The sequence below is a fragment of the Palleronia sp. LCG004 genome, from assembly GCF_032931615.1.
In the GTDB taxonomy this organism is placed as follows: Bacteria; Pseudomonadota; Alphaproteobacteria; order Rhodobacterales; family Rhodobacteraceae; genus Palleronia.
Genome location: NZ_CP136759.1, coordinates 1,285,390 through 1,302,522, shown reverse-complemented (window position 1 = coordinate 1,302,522; position 17,133 = coordinate 1,285,390). Strand labels below are relative to the sequence as shown.

At 62.1% G+C, this 17,133-nt stretch carries 16 protein-coding genes; 6 read left to right on the top strand and 10 right to left on the bottom strand.

The genetic code is table 11. The features are described 5' to 3' along the window. Window positions 1–6: 6 nt before the first annotated feature. On the top strand, window positions 7–1,230 hold the full coding sequence (gene trpB / locus RVY76_RS06270) for a tryptophan synthase subunit beta (RefSeq protein ID WP_317376528.1): 1,224 nt from the start codon (window positions 7–9) through the stop codon (window positions 1,228–1,230). Here trpB and RVY76_RS06265 read toward each other — a convergent pair. From RVY76_RS06265 to trpA, 10 genes are all read right to left on the bottom strand, one after another. After that, window positions 1,227–1,799: a DUF4893 domain-containing protein gene (locus RVY76_RS06265; RefSeq protein WP_317376527.1), complete on the bottom strand. Its 573-nt coding sequence runs from the start codon at window positions 1,797–1,799 to the stop codon at window positions 1,227–1,229. The two genes, trpB and RVY76_RS06265, sit on opposite strands and share 4 nt — an antisense overlap. Next, the gene (locus RVY76_RS06260; RefSeq protein WP_317376526.1) at window positions 1,786–2,157 is read right to left on the bottom strand and encodes a DUF2237 domain-containing protein; all 372 of its coding nucleotides are present in this window, start codon (window positions 2,155–2,157) and stop codon (window positions 1,786–1,788) included. The genes RVY76_RS06265 and RVY76_RS06260 overlap by 14 nt, the downstream gene beginning before the upstream one ends. A gap of 48 nt (window positions 2,158–2,205) precedes the next feature. Next, the gene (pth, locus tag RVY76_RS06255) at window positions 2,206–2,892 is read right to left on the bottom strand and encodes an aminoacyl-tRNA hydrolase (RefSeq protein ID WP_317376525.1); all 687 of its coding nucleotides are present in this window, start codon (window positions 2,890–2,892) and stop codon (window positions 2,206–2,208) included. A gap of 36 nt (window positions 2,893–2,928) precedes the next feature. Beyond that, on the bottom strand, window positions 2,929–3,321 hold the full coding sequence (locus RVY76_RS06250) for a response regulator (protein WP_317376524.1): 393 nt from the start codon (window positions 3,319–3,321) through the stop codon (window positions 2,929–2,931). A gap of 6 nt (window positions 3,322–3,327) precedes the next feature. Then, complete coding sequence (locus tag RVY76_RS06245; RefSeq protein ID WP_317376523.1) at window positions 3,328–4,395, bottom strand: PAS domain-containing protein; 1,068 nt, start codon at window positions 4,393–4,395, stop codon at window positions 3,328–3,330. A 153-nt stretch (window positions 4,396–4,548) separates the two neighbouring features. Further along, a complete protein-coding gene (locus RVY76_RS06240; protein ID WP_317376522.1) occupies window positions 4,549–5,226 on the bottom strand; it encodes a 50S ribosomal protein L25/general stress protein Ctc in 678 nt (225 codons plus the stop codon). 173 nt (window positions 5,227–5,399) lie between these two features. Then, a complete protein-coding gene (locus RVY76_RS06235; RefSeq protein ID WP_317376521.1) occupies window positions 5,400–7,316 on the bottom strand; it encodes an alpha-amylase family protein in 1,917 nt (638 codons plus the stop codon). A 19-nt stretch (window positions 7,317–7,335) separates the two neighbouring features. Next, entirely contained in the window at window positions 7,336–8,505 is a 1,170-nt protein-coding gene (locus RVY76_RS06230) for an alpha-hydroxy acid oxidase (protein ID WP_317376520.1), read from the bottom strand. Window positions 8,506–8,586: 81 nt separating this feature from the next. Then, the gene (locus tag RVY76_RS06225; protein WP_317376519.1) at window positions 8,587–9,897 is read right to left on the bottom strand and encodes an NAD(P)/FAD-dependent oxidoreductase; all 1,311 of its coding nucleotides are present in this window, start codon (window positions 9,895–9,897) and stop codon (window positions 8,587–8,589) included. Window positions 9,898–9,999: 102 nt separating this feature from the next. Further along, window positions 10,000–10,791: a tryptophan synthase subunit alpha gene (gene trpA, locus RVY76_RS06220; protein ID WP_317376518.1), complete on the bottom strand. Its 792-nt coding sequence runs from the start codon at window positions 10,789–10,791 to the stop codon at window positions 10,000–10,002. 93 nt (window positions 10,792–10,884) lie between these two features. Here trpA and RVY76_RS06215 point away from each other — a divergent pair, with 93 nt between their 5' ends. The 5 genes from RVY76_RS06215 (at window position 10,885) to RVY76_RS06195 (ending at window position 17,096) form a co-directional block, all read left to right on the top strand. Beyond that, window positions 10,885–11,079 carry a hypothetical protein gene (locus RVY76_RS06215; RefSeq protein ID WP_317376517.1) on the top strand — a complete coding sequence of 65 codons (195 nt, stop codon included), beginning with the start codon at window positions 10,885–10,887 and terminating at the stop codon, window positions 11,077–11,079. A gap of 65 nt (window positions 11,080–11,144) precedes the next feature. Further along, complete coding sequence (gene ychF / locus RVY76_RS06210; RefSeq protein WP_317376516.1) at window positions 11,145–12,242, top strand: redox-regulated ATPase YchF; 1,098 nt, start codon at window positions 11,145–11,147, stop codon at window positions 12,240–12,242. Window positions 12,243–12,317: 75 nt separating this feature from the next. Next, window positions 12,318–13,553 carry a putative DNA modification/repair radical SAM protein gene (locus RVY76_RS06205; protein WP_317376515.1) on the top strand — a complete coding sequence of 412 codons (1,236 nt, stop codon included), beginning with the start codon at window positions 12,318–12,320 and terminating at the stop codon, window positions 13,551–13,553. After that, window positions 13,553–14,980 carry a UdgX family uracil-DNA binding protein gene (locus tag RVY76_RS06200; protein WP_317376514.1) on the top strand — a complete coding sequence of 476 codons (1,428 nt, stop codon included), beginning with the start codon at window positions 13,553–13,555 and terminating at the stop codon, window positions 14,978–14,980. Before RVY76_RS06205 ends, RVY76_RS06200 begins: the two co-directional genes overlap by 1 nt. 166 nt (window positions 14,981–15,146) lie before the next feature. After that, window positions 15,147–17,096 (top strand): nucleoside-diphosphate sugar epimerase/dehydratase, encoded by a 1,950-nt coding sequence (locus RVY76_RS06195; protein WP_317376513.1) that lies wholly within the window; start codon window positions 15,147–15,149, stop codon window positions 17,094–17,096. Window positions 17,097–17,133 lie beyond the last annotated feature (37 nt).

Sequence of the window (17,133 nt, the reverse complement as noted above, 5' to 3'; positions counted from 1 at the left end):
CGAGATATGGCCAACGACCTGTTCAATTCCTTCATGACCGGCCCCGACGAAAAGGGGCGCTTCGGAGAGTTCGGCGGCCGCTTCGTCAGCGAGACGCTGATGCCACTGATCCTTCGGCTCGAGGCGGAGTACGAACGGGCCAAGACCGACGACGACTTCTGGGCTGAGATGCACGATCTCTGGACTCATTACGTCGGCCGACCTTCGCCTCTCTATTATGCCGAGCGTCTGACCGAGCATCTTGGCGGTGCAAAGGTGTATCTCAAGCGCGACGAACTGAACCATACCGGCGCGCACAAGATCAACAATGTCCTGGGACAGATTCTGCTCGCGCGTCGCATGGGCAAGCAACGCATCATTGCCGAGACGGGTGCCGGTCAGCACGGCGTCGCGACGGCAACGGTCTGCGCCAAGTTCGGTCTCGATTGCGTGATCTATATGGGGGCGCACGATGTCGAACGTCAGCAGCCGAACGTTTTCCGGATGCGGCTCCTCGGGGCAAAGGTGGTGCCGGTCACGTCCGGTCGGGGCACGCTCAAGGATGCGATGAACGATGCGCTTCGCGACTGGGTCACGAATGTACGGGATACCTTCTACTGCATCGGCACGGTCGCGGGCCCGCATCCCTATCCCGCGATGGTCCGCGATTTCCAGTCGATCATCGGCAAGGAGGTGCGCGAGCAGATGCACGCTGCCGAAGGTCGCCTTCCCGATACCCTCGTGGCGGCCATCGGCGGTGGCTCGAACGCGATGGGGCTCTTTTACCCGTTCCTCGACGACAAGGATGTCGAGATTATTGGAGTCGAGGCTGGCGGCAAGGGTGTCGATGACAAGATGGAGCATTGCGCCTCGCTGACCGGCGGACGTCCGGGCGTGCTGCACGGCAACCGCACCTACCTTCTGCAGGACGATGACGGACAGATCCTCGAAGGGTTCAGTATTTCCGCAGGGCTCGACTATCCCGGCATCGGACCTGAGCACGCCTGGCTGCATGAGACCAAACGCGCGCGGTATGTCGCCATAACCGACCGCGAAGCTCTCGATGCATTTCAGCTCTGCTGCGCGAAAGAGGGAATCATCCCTGCGCTTGAGCCCAGCCATGCGCTTGCGCATGTGATGAAGATCGCGCCGGACCTTCCCAAGGATCACATCATCTGCATGAACATGTGCGGTCGCGGCGACAAGGACATCTATACCGTCGCGAAGGCTCTCGGAGCCGATATCGACTAGCGGGTCAGGTGGAGCACGTCGAATGCGCTGTCGCCGTTGGGATACGGAAAGGTCAACCGCGCTTCGTCAGGTCCGGTCTGTTCGAAGACGGCGATTTGCGGAATTGTATCCGATGTAAGGTTCGGATCTGTATCGAAAGCTTCATAGGGCAGGGCGGGCGCGTCACCCGAGAAGCCGACACCGCGATAGATCGCCTGTCCCTCGTGGAAAGCGATGGTACCCAGTGATCTTTCGGAGCCTGTCAGCTTTTCGAAGCGCCATTCGGTTGGCCCTATCAAAGTGATCCGACAATCGAACTGTGCGAAAACGGCAAGGCCCGTCCGTCCGCCTGCCTTGATCGTGCGGCACCGCCAGTCGCCTGCCGGTTCCGGAGCGAGGGGGCGATCTGCGAGTGCCGCGGAGAGCGCATCGACATCCTCGGCGTCACCTCGCGCCAAGGCATCCAGGATCGCCCGCCCGGCCGCCTCGTCGTAGCGCGCGAGCCTATCGAGATCACCGGCGATGATCTCGGGCGCAGCGCTGACAGACGTCGCCCAGAGGCAAAAAACAACGAAACTAGCGGATCGCATGGCGCTGCAGGATCTCAAGATCGACGATTTCGGTCGCGCGCAGATGCGTAGCCTCGAGGTCTATCTTCGGGGCGCACCCTTCCTCGACCGCCTGCAGGAACCGTGCGGCGCAAAGACACCATCTGTCACCGTCTACGAGACCCGCAAAATCGAACTCGGGTCGCGGCGTACTCAGATCATTGCCAAGGTATTTCGAAAACGCGAGAAACTCGGCGGTCACGATGGCGCATACAGTGTGTGAACCGTGATCGGCCGCGCATGTGTTGCAATGCCCGTCGCGAAAGAACCCGGTCAGTGGATCGTTCGAGCATGTCTTGAGCTCGGTGCCGAGCACGTTGATCGAGATATCTTTTTCCATAGGCGTCAGATTATGGACATCGGCTGGTATCGTCCACCTTTCACGCTGTCAGGAAAAGCGGTCCACAAGCTTTTGCAGAGGATTGCGCGTATCCGGTTCCGCTGCCGGTTCAGCGTCCGGCTGTCGATGTGGCGATGACGGGCCCTTCGTACCTGTCGAACTCCGCGAAGGTGCCGTCCGCTGTGCGACCGCATTCAGGAACGTCGAGGTCTCATTCCTGGCAAGGGCATCGGCACCGTCCGAAATACCGCGCAGCACGTCATCGAGCCAATCGAGGTCGGACTTCGGAAAATCGCGGAGGACATAACCCGGAACTGCGTCCTTGTGCCCGGGGTGACCCACGCCCATCCGGATCCGCGCATAATCGGGTCCGATATGGGAATGGATCGACCGCAAACCGTTGTGACCGGCATGGCCACCGCCTGCTTTGGCCTTCAGCTTGCCCGGAGCGAGATCGATTTCGTCATGGAAGACGACGATGTCAGCAACGTCGATCTTGTGAAAGCGAAGCGCTTCTCCGACCGATTGGCCGGACAGGTTCATGAACGTCTCGGGTTTGAGCAAAAGGACCTTTTCGGTCCCGAGCCGTCCCTCGGAGAGGCTTCCCTGGAATTTCGACCTGAAAGGCGCGAACCCGTGATCCTCGGCGATGCGGTCGATTGCCATGAAGCCGATGTTATGCCGGTTCTGCGAATATTTGGCGCCGGGATTACCGAGTCCCACGAACAAACGCATCAGGTCTTCCTTTCGGAGATCATGCAGCTTTCTGGATCAGGCCGGTTTCTTTTCTTTCGCCAAGGCGACAGCTCGGCCGGCGACACGATTGGAGGAAGCGGGTTTGGGAATCACCTCCGCTTCGATCCGCTCGATAAGCTCACCCTGTCTCACCAAATCGCCCGAATGGAGCAAGAAGGGGATCTGCCGCTCGGCAAGTCGTTCGGCCACGCATTCGCAGGTGGATCCACGGCCCAAGTTCACGTCCAGAATGGCGGCAGAGATATCGTGTGAGGCGATCGCCTCCAGCGCTGCCTTCGCATTCGTGGCTGTTACGGGCTTTGCCCCTTCGTCCTCGAGCGCAAGAGCCAGTTCCATCAGGATGAGAGGCTCATCTTCGAGTACGAGAATTTGCATTGGACCGATATTCTCCGAAATGTTCATGGTCATCCTAACCTATCGCAAGGACGGGATCTCGATCCGGGCCGAAAACCCTTTCGGGTCCCAGGTCCGTTCAAGGTTCCCGCCGACGAAGGACAGGAGGTTGTCGATGATGCCCATTCCGCTTCCCTTCTCCTCTTCCGGCTGGACGACGGCAGGGCCGCCCGTCTCGATCCAGTTGAGGTCGAGGCCTTCCGTCTCGGCGTCGCGCGCCCATCTGACGGTAACCTCACCTTCGGGTCCGTTCAGGGCACCGTACTTGATCGCGTTCGTCGCGAGCTCGTGCAGGGCCAGGCCGACGGTCGATACGATATTGGGATCTACGCGAAAATTTTCGCCCTCGAACCGGATGCGCGTTCCTTCGGCATCATACGGGGCAAGCACAGACCTGATCGAATCGCCGAGTTCAATGGAGCCGAGGGAAGCCTCGTCCAGTGTGGTCTCGAAAGCCCGTCCAAGGGCTCTGATCCGGTCATTGATCTCGGCCGCTTCCTCGCGGAAATTTTTGGCACGACCGGTCACAGTAACGAGGCCGCCGATTACGGCGAACATGTTTTTGATCCGGTGGCTTAGCTCGCGGGCAAGAGCCTTGGCATGCTGCTCGTCGGCGCGTGCAGCGTGGACGTCACTGACATCCCATTGTGAGCCAAAATAATAAAGCAGCTTTCCTGTCTCGTCGTAGATCGGCCCGAGATGCAGCGCATTCCAGAAAGGCGTGCCATCCTTGCGATAGTTGAGAAGCTCGACGACAACGACTTCCTCTTTCTTGATTGCATCGCTGACAAGGGCGACTTTCGAAGAATCGGTGTTGTTGCCTTGAAGAAACCGGCAATTCTTTCCGATCACCTCGTGCTCTTCGTACCCCGTCAGATGCGTGAAGGCCCGGTTGACGAAGACGATAGGTTGATCGTCGGCGTTCGGGTCCGCAAGGCAGATTGCCATGCGCGTCTGCGACATTGCCTGTTCGAACAGCACCCCTGAAGCCCCCACGAACTTGTCGTCTGGATGCTGATCGCGGAACCTCTGCGGGGCGTCCCTGAAATTGATCTGTGACTGCCTATCGCGAGGCGGTGTGTCGGACATGTTGCTGACTGCCTGTCTTTGGTGCTCGCAGCTTCGCGGCCCAACCGGGTAGACGACAAAAAGTTCAAGAAAATGTCGAGAATCTGTAACTCAGTCGTTCGGTTGCGGCAGGGCGTCGCACAGCGCGCCCCGCCGCCGGGTCGTTGGAAAGCCTCAGCTCTCCTCTTCCTTGCCCTGCTCGCCGTCGGGCGGGCCCATTTCGGTCGTCGGAACCTCGTCGGCATCGACGTCCTCGTCCTCGTCATCCTTCTGCGAGGCGAGGCCCGAGGGAGCCTGGATATTCGCGATGACGAAGTCGCGGTCGATCGTCGGACGCGTGCCCTTCGGCAGATCGACCATCGAAATGGTCAGCGTGTCGCCGATCTCGAGCTTCGAGATGTCACCGACGATCTCCTCGGGGATATCGCCGGCGGTGCAGCGAAGCTCGACTTCGGGGCGGACCATGGTGAGGACGCCGCCCTGCTTCAGTCCGGGGCTCTCCTCTTCGCCGGTGATCGTGACCGGGATATAGAGGGAAACGCGGCTCGTGCGGCGCAGGCGCATGAAATCGACATGGGTCGGAAGATCCTTGACCACGTCGCGCTGAACGCTGCGGCAGATGACGCGGACGTCTTCCTGCCCCTCGACCTTGAGGTTGAAAAGCGTCGACAGGAATCGGCCTGCCTTCAGCTTTTTCACGAGCTGGTTGTAGGGGAGGTTGATGGGAAGCGGATCGGCTCCGCCGCCATAGACGATTCCGGGCACGAGCATGTCGCGCCGGGCCTGACGGGCGGCCCCCTTGCCTGTCCCCGTCCGTTCCATGGCGATGATGTCAGGTGTTTCGCCTGCCATGTGGGTATCTCCTAGAAATAGAGTGTCATCGCGCCCCGCCGCCTCCAAGGGTGTGCACGCGGGGATAGGGGCCTATAGGGCATCGGTGCCATTTTGAAAAGAGGGCGCGCCTGCCTTCGCTTTGCTCGTGCACCATGGTTCGCAAAGACCTAGTTCGACGCGCTGTCGAACTTCTACCAGAGAGGGTGGCGCAGCCAGAGGCAGGTCAACGCAGGCACCACGATGGCATCGCCGGCAAGATGCGGTTGCAGACCGGTCAATGCGTCGAGCGGTACTGGCCCCGCGGGCAGACCCAGCGCATCGCGCGCGATGATTTGCTCTTCTTCCGACATGTTCGCAACGATCCAGGTCGCGACATCGGTACCCGGCCTCAGCACGCAGAAGAGCCTGCCATGCCCCGTCTCGATCACCTGGGAGGCCGTCTTGCCACCGAGCTCGGGGCAGGCGGCGCGCGTCGCAAGGATATGTCGGACCGCGCGATAGATGCGCCCGTGCGGCGCGTCGCTCTCGGGCGCATCTGTGGCCAGCCCCCAATCCATGCGTGGGCGCTGCATCCAGCGCCCGTCACCCGCGAGGTCGGGATCGTTGCGAAATGTTGCATCGTTCAGGAGCCCCAGTTCGTCGCCCATGTAGACGAGCGGAATGCCTCCGAACCCCGCGATCAGCGCATGGCCAAGCGTGATGCGGGCGATGGCTCGATAGATCGCGTCCGCGTCCTTTTTCTCGATCGCGTCCTCGAGACCGGCGAGAGACGCAAAACTTCCGTTGGTGCGCGCGTCGCCCGTTGCCTCGTTGACCTGAAAATCCGCACCGCGCGCAAAGCTGTTCTCGAATCGCCCGGCATAGAAATCGGACAGAAATTTCCGATGGCCGGGTCCGGTCACGCCGTGGCGCTCGGCGTCCTCCTCGGTAATGGCCCATCCGATATCGTCGTGGCACCGGATATAGGTCGCCCATTCCGCACCGACGAAGCGATCGGGAAAATGGCGCTTGAGCACATCGGTCATTAGATGCGTCTCGCGGCTGGCAAGCGCCGACCAGAACTGCACCATGAGGCTGTTGTGATAGGCGAGGTTGCAGACCTTGCCCGTGTGCCGCCCCGTGCCGAGATAGGGGACGAGCTGATCCGGCCCCACGATCGCTTCGGCCTTGAAGATTGTGGCGGCCGCGGCGACGGATGCCGCCTGATTGAGCGCTTGCAGGATGTCGTGGACCTCGGGCTCGTTCTGGCAGACCGTTCCCATCCGCTTCCACATGAAGGCGACCGCGTCGAGCCGCAGAACTTCGGCCCCTGCATTGGCGAGCGTCAGGATCACTTCCAGAATGGCGAGAAAGACCTCGGGGTTCTCCCAGTTCAGATCCCACTGGAACGTGTTGAACGTGGTCCAGACCCACTTTCCCATCGTCTCGTCGTAGGTGAAGTTTCCGGGGGCCTGTTCGGGAAAGACCTCGAGCAGAGTCTTCTCGAAGGCGAGCGGGATCTCCGGTTCGTCGTAGAGTCGGTAGAACTCCTGGTAGAACGAATCTCCCGCGCGTGCGCGTTCGGCCCAATCGTGTTCGCGCGCGGTATGGTTCAGGACCATGTCGATGCAGGGGCTGATGCCCGCAGCGCGCATCTTCTTCGTCAACCGCTTGAAATCGGCCATCGTCCCGAGCTTTGGGTCGATGCGGGTATAGTCCATGACCGCGTAGCCACCGTCGCTATCGCCCGGACGCGGCATGAGACAGGGCATGAAATGGGCATAGGTCACGCCCAGATCGCGCAGATAGGGGATCCTGTCGCCCACGCCCTTCAGGGTGCCCCCGAAGCGATCCGCATAGAACACGTAGCCCGCCATCCGAGAACTCTGGAACCAGTCCGGATCTATGTCGCGCTTGAGGTCGAGCAGTCGCAGATCGGCGGGGCGTGCCATCCATTGCCTTCTGAGAAGCATGCGGACGCGATCCATCAGATTGTCGACGGGAACGACCTTGCCGTAGAGGCGCGACAGAGGCGCATGCAGATCGTCCTTCGCACGCTCCCAGCGGAGCTCGAAGATCGCATCGTCGCCGATACCCGACTTCGGCGCGGCGGCGGGGCGAGTGGGCATGGAAAGGGCTCCTACCGGGTCAGATGTTGCGGCGATAACGGTGGAACGCGTCGTCCACCAGCAGGATGTCGCGGTCGACATCGCGGATATCTCGACGCCCGCAGAGTGCCATGGTGGTGTCGAGTTCCTTGTGGATGACGCCCAGTGCCTCCGTCACGCCCTTCTTGCCGCGCGCACCCAGCCCGTAGATGAAAGCGCGACCGATATGGGTGGCGTCCGCGCCCATCGCGATGGCTTTGAGCACGTCCTGGCCAGAGCGAATTCCGCTGTCGAGGTGAATTTCGGTCTGCCCGCCCACGGCCTCGACGATCTCGGGCAGCGTCCGGATCGAGCTCAGCGCACCGTCGAGTTGCCGGCCGCCGTGATTGCTGACGATGATCGCGTCCGCCCCGATATCCATCGCGCGCCGGGCGTCGTCGGGATCGAGAATTCCCTTCAGGATCAGCTTGCCGCCCCACTTTTCCTTGATGCGCTTCACCTTTTCCCAGTCGAGCGTCGGGTCGAACTGCTCGGCCGTCCATGACCCCAGCGAACTCACGTCCTTTACGCCCTTGGCATGGCCAACGATATTGCCGAAATTGCGTCGCTTCGTCTGCAGCATCTCCATTCCCCAGCCCCATTTGGTCGCGAGATTGGCGATGGTCTTGGGGGTGAGCTTCGGCGGGGCGGAAAGGCCGTTCTTGATATCCTTGTGACGTTGTCCCAGCACTTGCAGGTCGAGCGTCAGGACCATGGCCGAGCATCCGGCGATCCGTGCGCGTTCGATGATGTTCTCCAGGAATTCCTCGTCGCGCATGACGTAGAGCTGGAACCAGAAGGGCTTCTTCGTGTGCTTGGCCACGTCCTCGATCGAGCAGATCGACATGGTCGAGAGCGTGAACGGCACGCCGAATTCCTCTGCGGCCTGCGCGGCCAGGATCTCGCCGTCGGCATGCTGCATGCCCGTCATTCCGACGGGTGCCAGCGCCACGGGCATCGCGACCTCCTGACCGATCATCGTGGACGAGGTCTTGCGATCGTCCATGTTCACGGCAACCCGCTGCCGCAGGCGCAGAAGGTCGAAATCGGTGCAATTGTCGCGGAAGGTCTGCTCGGTCCATGACCCGCTTTCGCAGTAATCATAGAACATCTTGGGGACGCGGCGGCGATAGATCCGCTTCAGATCCTCGATCTCGGTAATATGCGCCATCTGCTCGATCCTCCCGGTGCGACGGTTGCGTCTGGAGGTCTAGCCGAGCTTTCAGGCCCGCGCAAACGGGCGGGCGAGGCTCTAGTGCAGCTTGACCGTCGGGCGCACGACCTTGTTGATCTTGGCCGCGACGATCTGCACGCTGCCTCGGAGCCAGCCATGAATTGCAAGTAGGTGCAGCCGGTACAGCGACATGTACGCGGCCCTCGCGATGCGCCCTTCAAGCGCCAGCTTGCCGCCCGACGGACCGGTATTGATGTTTCCGACCGTCGCGAAACGGCTGAGCGAGACCAGCGCGCCACGATCGCGATAGACGAAATCGCGCGCCTCCTTTCCCTTCTGGAGCCGGTCGAGATTGTCGAAGACGCAATCGGCCATCTGGCCTGCCGATTGGGCGCGGGGCGGCACGGGTCGGTCCATCCCCGGAAGGTGACACGATGCGCAATCGCCGATCGCGAAGATGCGGTCGTCGAGCGTCGTCTGCAAGGTCGGCCGCGTGACGAAAAGATCGAGCTTGGTGAGTTCCAGATCGCTCATCCGCTCGACGGAATTGTCGCCGCGGACGCCCGTCGCCCACAGGATCATGCGCGCGTCGATGATCCCGCCGTCCTTGACGTGCAGCCGTCCGCTTTCGACCCGCTCGACCATCGCGTCGGTACGCACATCGATTCCGAGCCCCTCGAGCTCGCCACGGACATTGCGTGCGACCTTCTCATCGAGCGCAGGTAGAAGCCGGGGCCCTGCTTCCAGCAGGTGGATCTTGAGTGCGTCGTGGTCGAATACCTCGAGCCCGTAATCCCTAAGGGACCGTGCGCAATTCACGAGTTCCGCCGAAAGCTCGACGCCAGTCGCGCCACCGCCCACTATGCAGATCGACAGCCGTGCCCCGGGGTCGTCGCGCCGCTTGGCGTTGAGTTGCAGACATGCATTGAGCAGGACCTGTCGAAAGCGGTCGGCCTGCTTGCGATCTTCGAGGAACATCGCGTGCTCTCGCACGCCCTCGATCCCGAAATCGTTCGAAACGCCGCCCATGGCGAGGACGAGGTAATCGTAGCGCAGCTCGTGCCGGTCGACGATCACCGCGCCATCCTCGTCCTTCAACGGTGCGGTCGTGACCGTCCGCCTCTCGCGGTCGATCTTCTCAAGGCTTCCGTTGAAATAGCGGTAGCCCCAGATCGCGGCATGCCCGCCATAGCCCACATCCTCGAGATTCGGGTCGAGCGATCCGGACGCCACCTCGTGAAGGAGTGGCTTCCAGATATGCGAGCGGTTGCGGTCGATGAGGATGATGTCGTGCCTGGAGCGTCCGTACCTGTTGCCGAGCTTGCGGGCCAGCGCAAGGCCCGCCGCGCCGCCGCCCACGATGACGATCTGTGTCTTCCGTTCGGACATACCGGTATCCTCGCGCCACGTGAACCAGCCCCGTGCCGTGCGGGACAAGGTAACTCTAGCGTGATCCGCTTGGAACGCGACGATATTCTCGGGATCGCGACATCACGCCCGATGCGCGCCTTCCGCCAGTCCGCGCACGAAGGACAGGACTTCCTCCACGGGTTTGCCCTGCGCCTGCTCGGCCACGATGGCCGATCCGACGACGCAGCCGTCGGCGATTGCCGCGATGGCCTCCGCCGCTTCGGGGGTACGGATGCCGAAGCCCACGATGACGGGCAGGTCGGTCTTGGTCTTGATGCGCGCGACCTCGGGGGCGACGTCATCGGGCTCGGGGGCCGCGGCACCGGTGATGCCGGTGATCGAGACGTAATAGACGAAGCCGCCGGTATTTCTCAGCACCACCGGCAAACGCTCGTCATCTGTCGTGGGGGTGGCCAGGCGGATGAAGTCGATCCCCTTCGCCATCGCGGGCAGGCAGAGCTCCTCATCCTCTTCGGGAGGCAGGTCGACGACGATGAGGCCATCGATGCCAGCCTCCCGTGCGTCGTCGAGGAACCTGTCGACCCCGCGCGAATAGATTGGATTGTAATATCCCATCAGGACGATTGGCGTATGCGTGTTCCGCGCGCGAAACAACCGAACCATCTCGAGCGTCTTCTCGAGGGTTTGCCCCCCGGCGAGCGCACGTTGCCCCGCAAGCTGGATGGTCGAGCCGTCGGCCATCGGATCGGTGAAGGGCACGCCCAGTTCGATGATGTCGACACCGGCGTCCGGCAACCCCTGCATCAATGCGAGGGACCCGTCGAAATCAGGGTCGCCCGCCATGACGTAGCTGACGAAGGCCTTGCGATGCTCAGATTTCAGCCGTTCGAAACATTCTGCGATGCGGCCCATGATGCCTCCGGCGCTGTCGATGAATTCCAGCTGCATCCTTAGGCGGCGTCCGGGATATTGTCCAATGCCACCGGGGCTCCTATCTCGTTGGGCATGAATTACGTACTCGCGCTTTTCCTGCCCCCGCTCTCGATCCTGCTCGCAGGCCGTATCTTCACGTCGATCGTCACCTTCATCATCTGGGTGCCGGCGATCATCTTCTCGGGTGGCCTGACCCATCCGATGTTCATCCTGCTGGCCTGGATCCTGATCTATCAGTCCCATGCCGACCGCCGCGAGCGGCTCTGAGCTTGTAGTGCGGGCCGTGTCCGACTAGAGGGGGCGCGCATTCGCGACGAGGGAAGGGCCGTGTCATGGGTTTCAAGATGGGGATCGTGGGCATGCCCAATGTGGGCAAGTCCACTCTGTTCAACGCACTGACGAAGACGGCCGCCGCGCAGGCCGCGAATTTTCCCTTTTGTACGATCGAGCCCAATGTGGGCGAGGTCGCTGTTCCGGATTCCCGGCTCGAAAAGCTCGCAGAGATCGCGAAGTCGAAGCAGATCGTTCCGACGCGCATGACCTTCGTCGACATTGCGGGCCTCGTGAAAGGCGCGAGCAAGGGCGAGGGGCTCGGCAACCAGTTCCTCGCGAACATCCGCGAATGCGATGCGATCGCCCATGTGCTGCGCTGTTTCGAGGATGACGACGTTACGCATGTCGACGGTCGGGTCGATCCGGTTGCCGATGCCGAAACGATCGAGACCGAGTTGATGCTTGCCGATCTCGAAAGCATCGAAAAGCGTCTGGCGGGACTGGTCCGCAAGGTGCGGGGCGGCGACAAGGACGCGGTACAGCAAGAACGACTTTTGAAAGATGCGCAGGCCATCCTCGAGGAGGGGCGTCCCGCCCGGCTCGTCGAAGTGTCCGAGGACGACCGCAAGGCATGGACCATGCTTCAGCTTCTGACCTCGAAGCCGATCCTCTTCGTCTGCAACGTCGCCGAGGACGAGGCGGCGACCGGCAATGCCCATTCCGAAGCGGTTGCCGAGATGGCCCAGGCGCAGGGCGCGGGAACGATCGTGATCTCTGCCCAGATCGAAGAGGAGATCGCCCAGCTCGATGCGGACGAGGCGGCCGAATTTTTGACCGAACTCGGTCTCGACAGGCCGGGTCTCGACCGGCTGATCCAGGCTGGATACGACCTCCTTGGTCTGCAGACCTATTTCACGGTCGGCCCCAAGGAAGCGCGCGCATGGACGATCCTGCGCGACACGACCGCACCCAAGGCCGCGGGCGTGATCCATGGCGATTTCGAGCGCGGCTTCATCCGTGCCGAGACGACCGCCTATGACGACTACGTCGCGCTTGGCGGCGAAGCCGGAGCCAAGGAAGCCGGCAAGATGCGCGTCGAGGGCAAGAGCTATGTCGTGAAGGACGGCGACGTCATGCATTTCCTCTTCAACGCCTGACGGCGATCGCCACTTGGCCAAAAGGTCGCATGTTCTCCCCTTGTTCACGGCGGGGCGGGGTCGTATCCTAGACTTATGGCCAAGATGGATCTTCAGCAGAAGCTCGCAATCCTGTCGGATGCGGCGAAATACGATGCCAGCTGCGCATCTTCCGGCACGTCGAAGCGCAGTTCGCGCGACGGCAGTGGCGTAGGTTCAACCGAGGGGTCGGGGATCTGTCATGCCTACGCGCCTGACGGGCGATGCATCAGTCTTCTCAAGATCCTGATGACGAATTTCTGCATCTACGACTGCGCATATTGCGTCAACCGGGTAAGTTCCAACGTCACTCGCGCACGGTTTTCTCCGGAAGAGGTCGTGGAGCTTACTTTAGAATTCTATCGCCGCAACTACATCGAAGGTCTGTTCCTGAGTTCGGGGATCATCCGTTCTCCCGACGACACGATGGCGGATATGGTGCGGATCGCCCGCGACCTGCGTCTCGTTCATAATTTTCGCGGCTACATTCATCTCAAGACCATTCCGGATGCCGATCCGAAACTGATCGAGGAGGCGGGGCGACATGCCGACCGTCTGTCGATCAATGTCGAACTTCCAACGGATGCCTCCGTGAAATCCTACGCGCCCGAGAAGAATCCCGGGACGATCCGTAAGGCGATGGCGGATGTGCGTCTGACAAGCGAGGCGTCTCAAGAACGATCGCACAAGGGCAAGCGCCCGCCGCGTTTCGCCCCTGCAGGCCAGAGCACGCAGATGATCGTGGGAGCCGACGGTGCAAGCGACGCCACCATCCTCGGCCAATCGACGAGGCTTTATTCGAGTTACAAGCTCAAGCGGGTCTATTACTCGGCTTTCTCGCCCATTCCCGATGCGACCGCGAAGCTTCCGCTGATCCGTCCACCGCTGGAGCGTGAACACAGGCTCTACCAAGCCGACTGGCTTTTGCGGTTTTACGGTTTCGATCTTTCCGAGATCACGGCAGGTGCGATCGACGGCAATCTCGACCTCGAGATCGACCCGAAACTCGCTTGGGCGCTTTCGAACCGGCATCACTTCCCGCTCGACGTCAACCGCGCGCCGCGCGAGATGCTGCTGCGGGTGCCCGGCTTCGGGGTCAAGACCGTCAATCGGATCCTGACGACGCGTCGCCACCGTGAACTGCGCTATGAGGATCTGACGCGGATGGGGGCCAGTCTGAAAAAGGCCCGGGCCTTCATCACGGCCGGCGGCTGGCGTCCGGGCGCACTGACGGACAGCGTTGATCTGCGCGCTCGTTTCGCGCCGCCTCCGGAACAGCTCAGCCTCTTCTGATGGAGACGATTCGCCTGCCTGAACTCGGCACCGCATCTGCCTGGCGAGCCGCGGCCCGGGGATTGCTGGGGCAGGAGGTGCCTCCGGACGGGGTGATCTGGCTTTACGGCGATGGGCCGGGGGATCTGTTCGGCGATGCGCCATCCCCGATTGCAACAGGACAGGGGCCGAATGTCCCGAAAAGCTTTGTCCAACTTGCCGAAAGCGTCTGCTGGCATAGTGATTGCGAGAGATTTGCCAGACTCTATGCTTTTCTCTGGCGGTTGCGTGCGCAACCGGGGCTGATGCAGGATCGCGGAGATGAAGCGCTTGCCCGGCTGCGTATTTTGGAAAAGGCGGTGCACCGCGACAAGCACAAGATGAAGGCTTTCGTCCGCTTTCGCGAGATCGATGCCGAGGGTCCTCGCCGTCGCTTCGCCGCCTGGTTCGAGCCTGCGCACCATATCGTCGAGCCGATGGCGGGGTTCTTCGCGCGGCGCTTCGGCGACATGGACTGGATGATCGCGACGCCCGGCCGGACACTGATCTTCACGGGCGGGGAGGTTTCGCTCGCGCCCGGTCAGCCAAAGCCGGATTTTCCCGAAGATGCGACCGAAGGTCTCTGGACCACGTATTTCCGGAACATCTTCAATCCCGCGCGCCTCAAGATCCAGGCGATGCAATCGGAAATGCCAAGGAAATACTGGAAGAACCTTCCCGAAGCCGCGGCAATTCCCGAGATGATCGCGGGAGCCGAGGCGCGGGCACGTGAAATGCAGCTTGCCACACCTTCCCTTGCGCCCATGCGGGCGGAGCGGATCAGCGAAAGGCTCAGGATGACCGAGGAAACACCCGCCGCCACAGATCTCGAAGCTCTGCGTCGTGAGGCCGAGGGATGCACACGCTGCCCACTCTATCGCGACGCTACACAGGTCGTGATGGGCGAGGGGCCGACCGATGCGCCGCTGATGATCGTGGGCGAACAGCCCGGCGATCACGAGGATCTCGCCGGTCGTCCCTTCGTCGGGCCTGCAGGGCAGCTCTTCGACGAGATCGCGGGCGAGGTGGGGCTGGATCGCAGTCAAGCCTTCGTCACGAACGCGGTCAAGCATTTCAAGTTCGCCCCACGGGGCAAGCGCCGCATCCACCAGCGCCCCGACACGGGCGAGGTGCAGGCCTGCAAATGGTGGCTCGATGCCGAACGGACGCTTGTGCGCCCGAAGCTCATCCTGGCCATGGGCGCGACCGCGGTCGCGAGCCTGACGGGAAGCGGGCAGGGTATTCTCAAGCGGCGCGGCCATTTCGAAAGGACCGAAGACGGGATGGAGGTGCTAGTAACGCTGCACCCGTCATATCTGCTTCGCGTTCCGAACGCTGAGGCCAAGGCGGCGGCGACCCGCGATTTCCGCGCCGATCTTGCCCTCGCGGTTGAACGCCTTTCCACCTGAATGGATAATGCAGGTGAAAGCGATGCCGAATTGCACGGGGCTTTAAGCGAATTTCTGCCAATCGACGTCATCGCATTGTGGAAAAGGCCCGGAACGGGATAAGGATTTCCAATTCCGAGTTAACCGTGCAGTAGCACGCTCTGCGGTCGCGTGACCCGAGGGGCCAATGAAGCAACCGAAATCCGCGCCCCGGGTGGCGACGAAGGAATGGTATGGTCGGACACGCAAGCGCGTGTCGGCCCGCGTGATCGGGCTGGAACGGTCTGAAAAGCGCGTCGTCTTCGTTTCGGTCGACGTGATCCTGACAGCCTTCGCCTATTGCATGACGCTTTTCCTGCTCGGGGATCCGATCGGAGCCATCCTGGGCGACTGGGTCGGCTTGCTTACATTGGCACTGCTGTTGATCATGACGGGCGTTACTTCCGTCATACTCAAGATCCCGAATATCCGGCTCAATGCCTATGACGCCAAGGGGATCGGCTGGGTCGGAGTGCTCGCCGGGATCGTTGCGGTGATGGCCGCGGCGCTGCATCGCATCGCAAGCGCACCGCTCGCGCCGGCGACCTTCGTCGTTTTCGGTCTCATGCTCTTCGTGCTGCTTGCGGCCGCAAGGCTCCTGATGCTCGAGGTCCTGATCTCGTTCTACCGAATGCAGGGCAAACGTTGCCGCGTTCTGATCTACGGGGCGGGCACGACGGGCATGCAGCTTGCCCGTGCGCTGGTGGCCCATGACAAGATCGAACCGGTCGCCTTTGTCGACGACAATCCGTCGCTCCAGAACCTGACAATCGCGGGTCTTCCGGTTCTTCGACCTGTCGATATCGAGGCGATCGCAGCGGACCGCAAGGTCGAGCGTGTGCTTCTCGCCATGCCGTCGCTGTCGCGTCCGAAGCAAACGCAGATCGCGCGCAGGCTACAGGCGCAGGGCGTCGAGGTTCAGGCGCTTCCGTCGTTCTCGCAGCTCATCGGGCAGGAGCCGCTTGTCGAGAAGCTTGTACCGCTCTCGCCGGCGCGCATGATGGGGCGTGAAATCGTCGATCGGCAGAGCGACCGGGCCGCGCGCGAATTCGCGGGCCGCGTCGTGATGGTCACGGGCGGTGGCGGCTCAATCGGATCGGAGCTCTGCCGGCAGGTGTTGGGCTGCGCGCCGAAGAAACTCGTCATCTTCGAATTGTCCGAACTTGCACTGTACGAGACCGAGAAATCGCTTGCCCCGATCGCGCAGGATGCGGGGGTTGAGCTGGTCGCGGTGCTGGGCTCCATCACCGAAGCGCGGCTGGTGCGCTATGCGATCGAGACGCACAGCGTCGATGTCGTGCTGCATGCCGCCGCCTACAAGCATGTGACGCTGGTCGAACAGAACCCGCTGGTCGGGCTCGCCAACAACGTGCTCGGCACCTGGACGCTGGCCCGGGAATCCGCCCGGGCGGGCTGCGAACGGTTCGTCCTCGTGTCGAGCGACAAGGCCGTTCGGCCAACCAACGTGATGGGCGCGTCGAAGCGCCTCGCCGAGCTCGTGGTGCAGGACCTGTCGGCACGCAGCAACCGCACGATCTTTTCCATGGTGCGCTTCGGTAATGTCATCGGCTCATCGGGCTCGGTGATACCGCTTTTCAAAGACCAGATCGCGCGGGGCGGTCCGGTCACAGTCACCCATCGCGACGTCACGCGGTTCTTCATGACAGTCGAGGAGGCCGTGAGCCTAGTCCTTGTCGCGGGATCGATGGCGCAGGGCGGCGAGGTCTACGTGCTCGACATGGGCAATCCGGTGCGGATCTGGGGACTCGCCGAACATCTCATCGCCGAATACGGCTACACGCTTCGCGATGAGGACAATCCCGACGGCGACATCGCGATCGTCGAGATCGGCCTGAAGCCGGGCGAGAAGCTCCACGAAGAGCTTGTGATCGGCGAGGGGCATCTGACCACGCGCCACGAGAAGATCTTCTGCGTGCGCGAGGCCGCATTGAGCGAGATCGAGGTCGCCTCGGCCATCCGTTCCCTGCGCGAGGCGCTCGCCACCGGCAACAGCGACGCCGCCGCGGCCGTCGCTGCTCGGTGGGTCGAAGGGTACAGGCGCGCGGAGGCCGCCGATACCAAGCCGTTGCTTGGCTGATCGCCCGCCTTTACGCGATCCGCACGACCCGTCATAG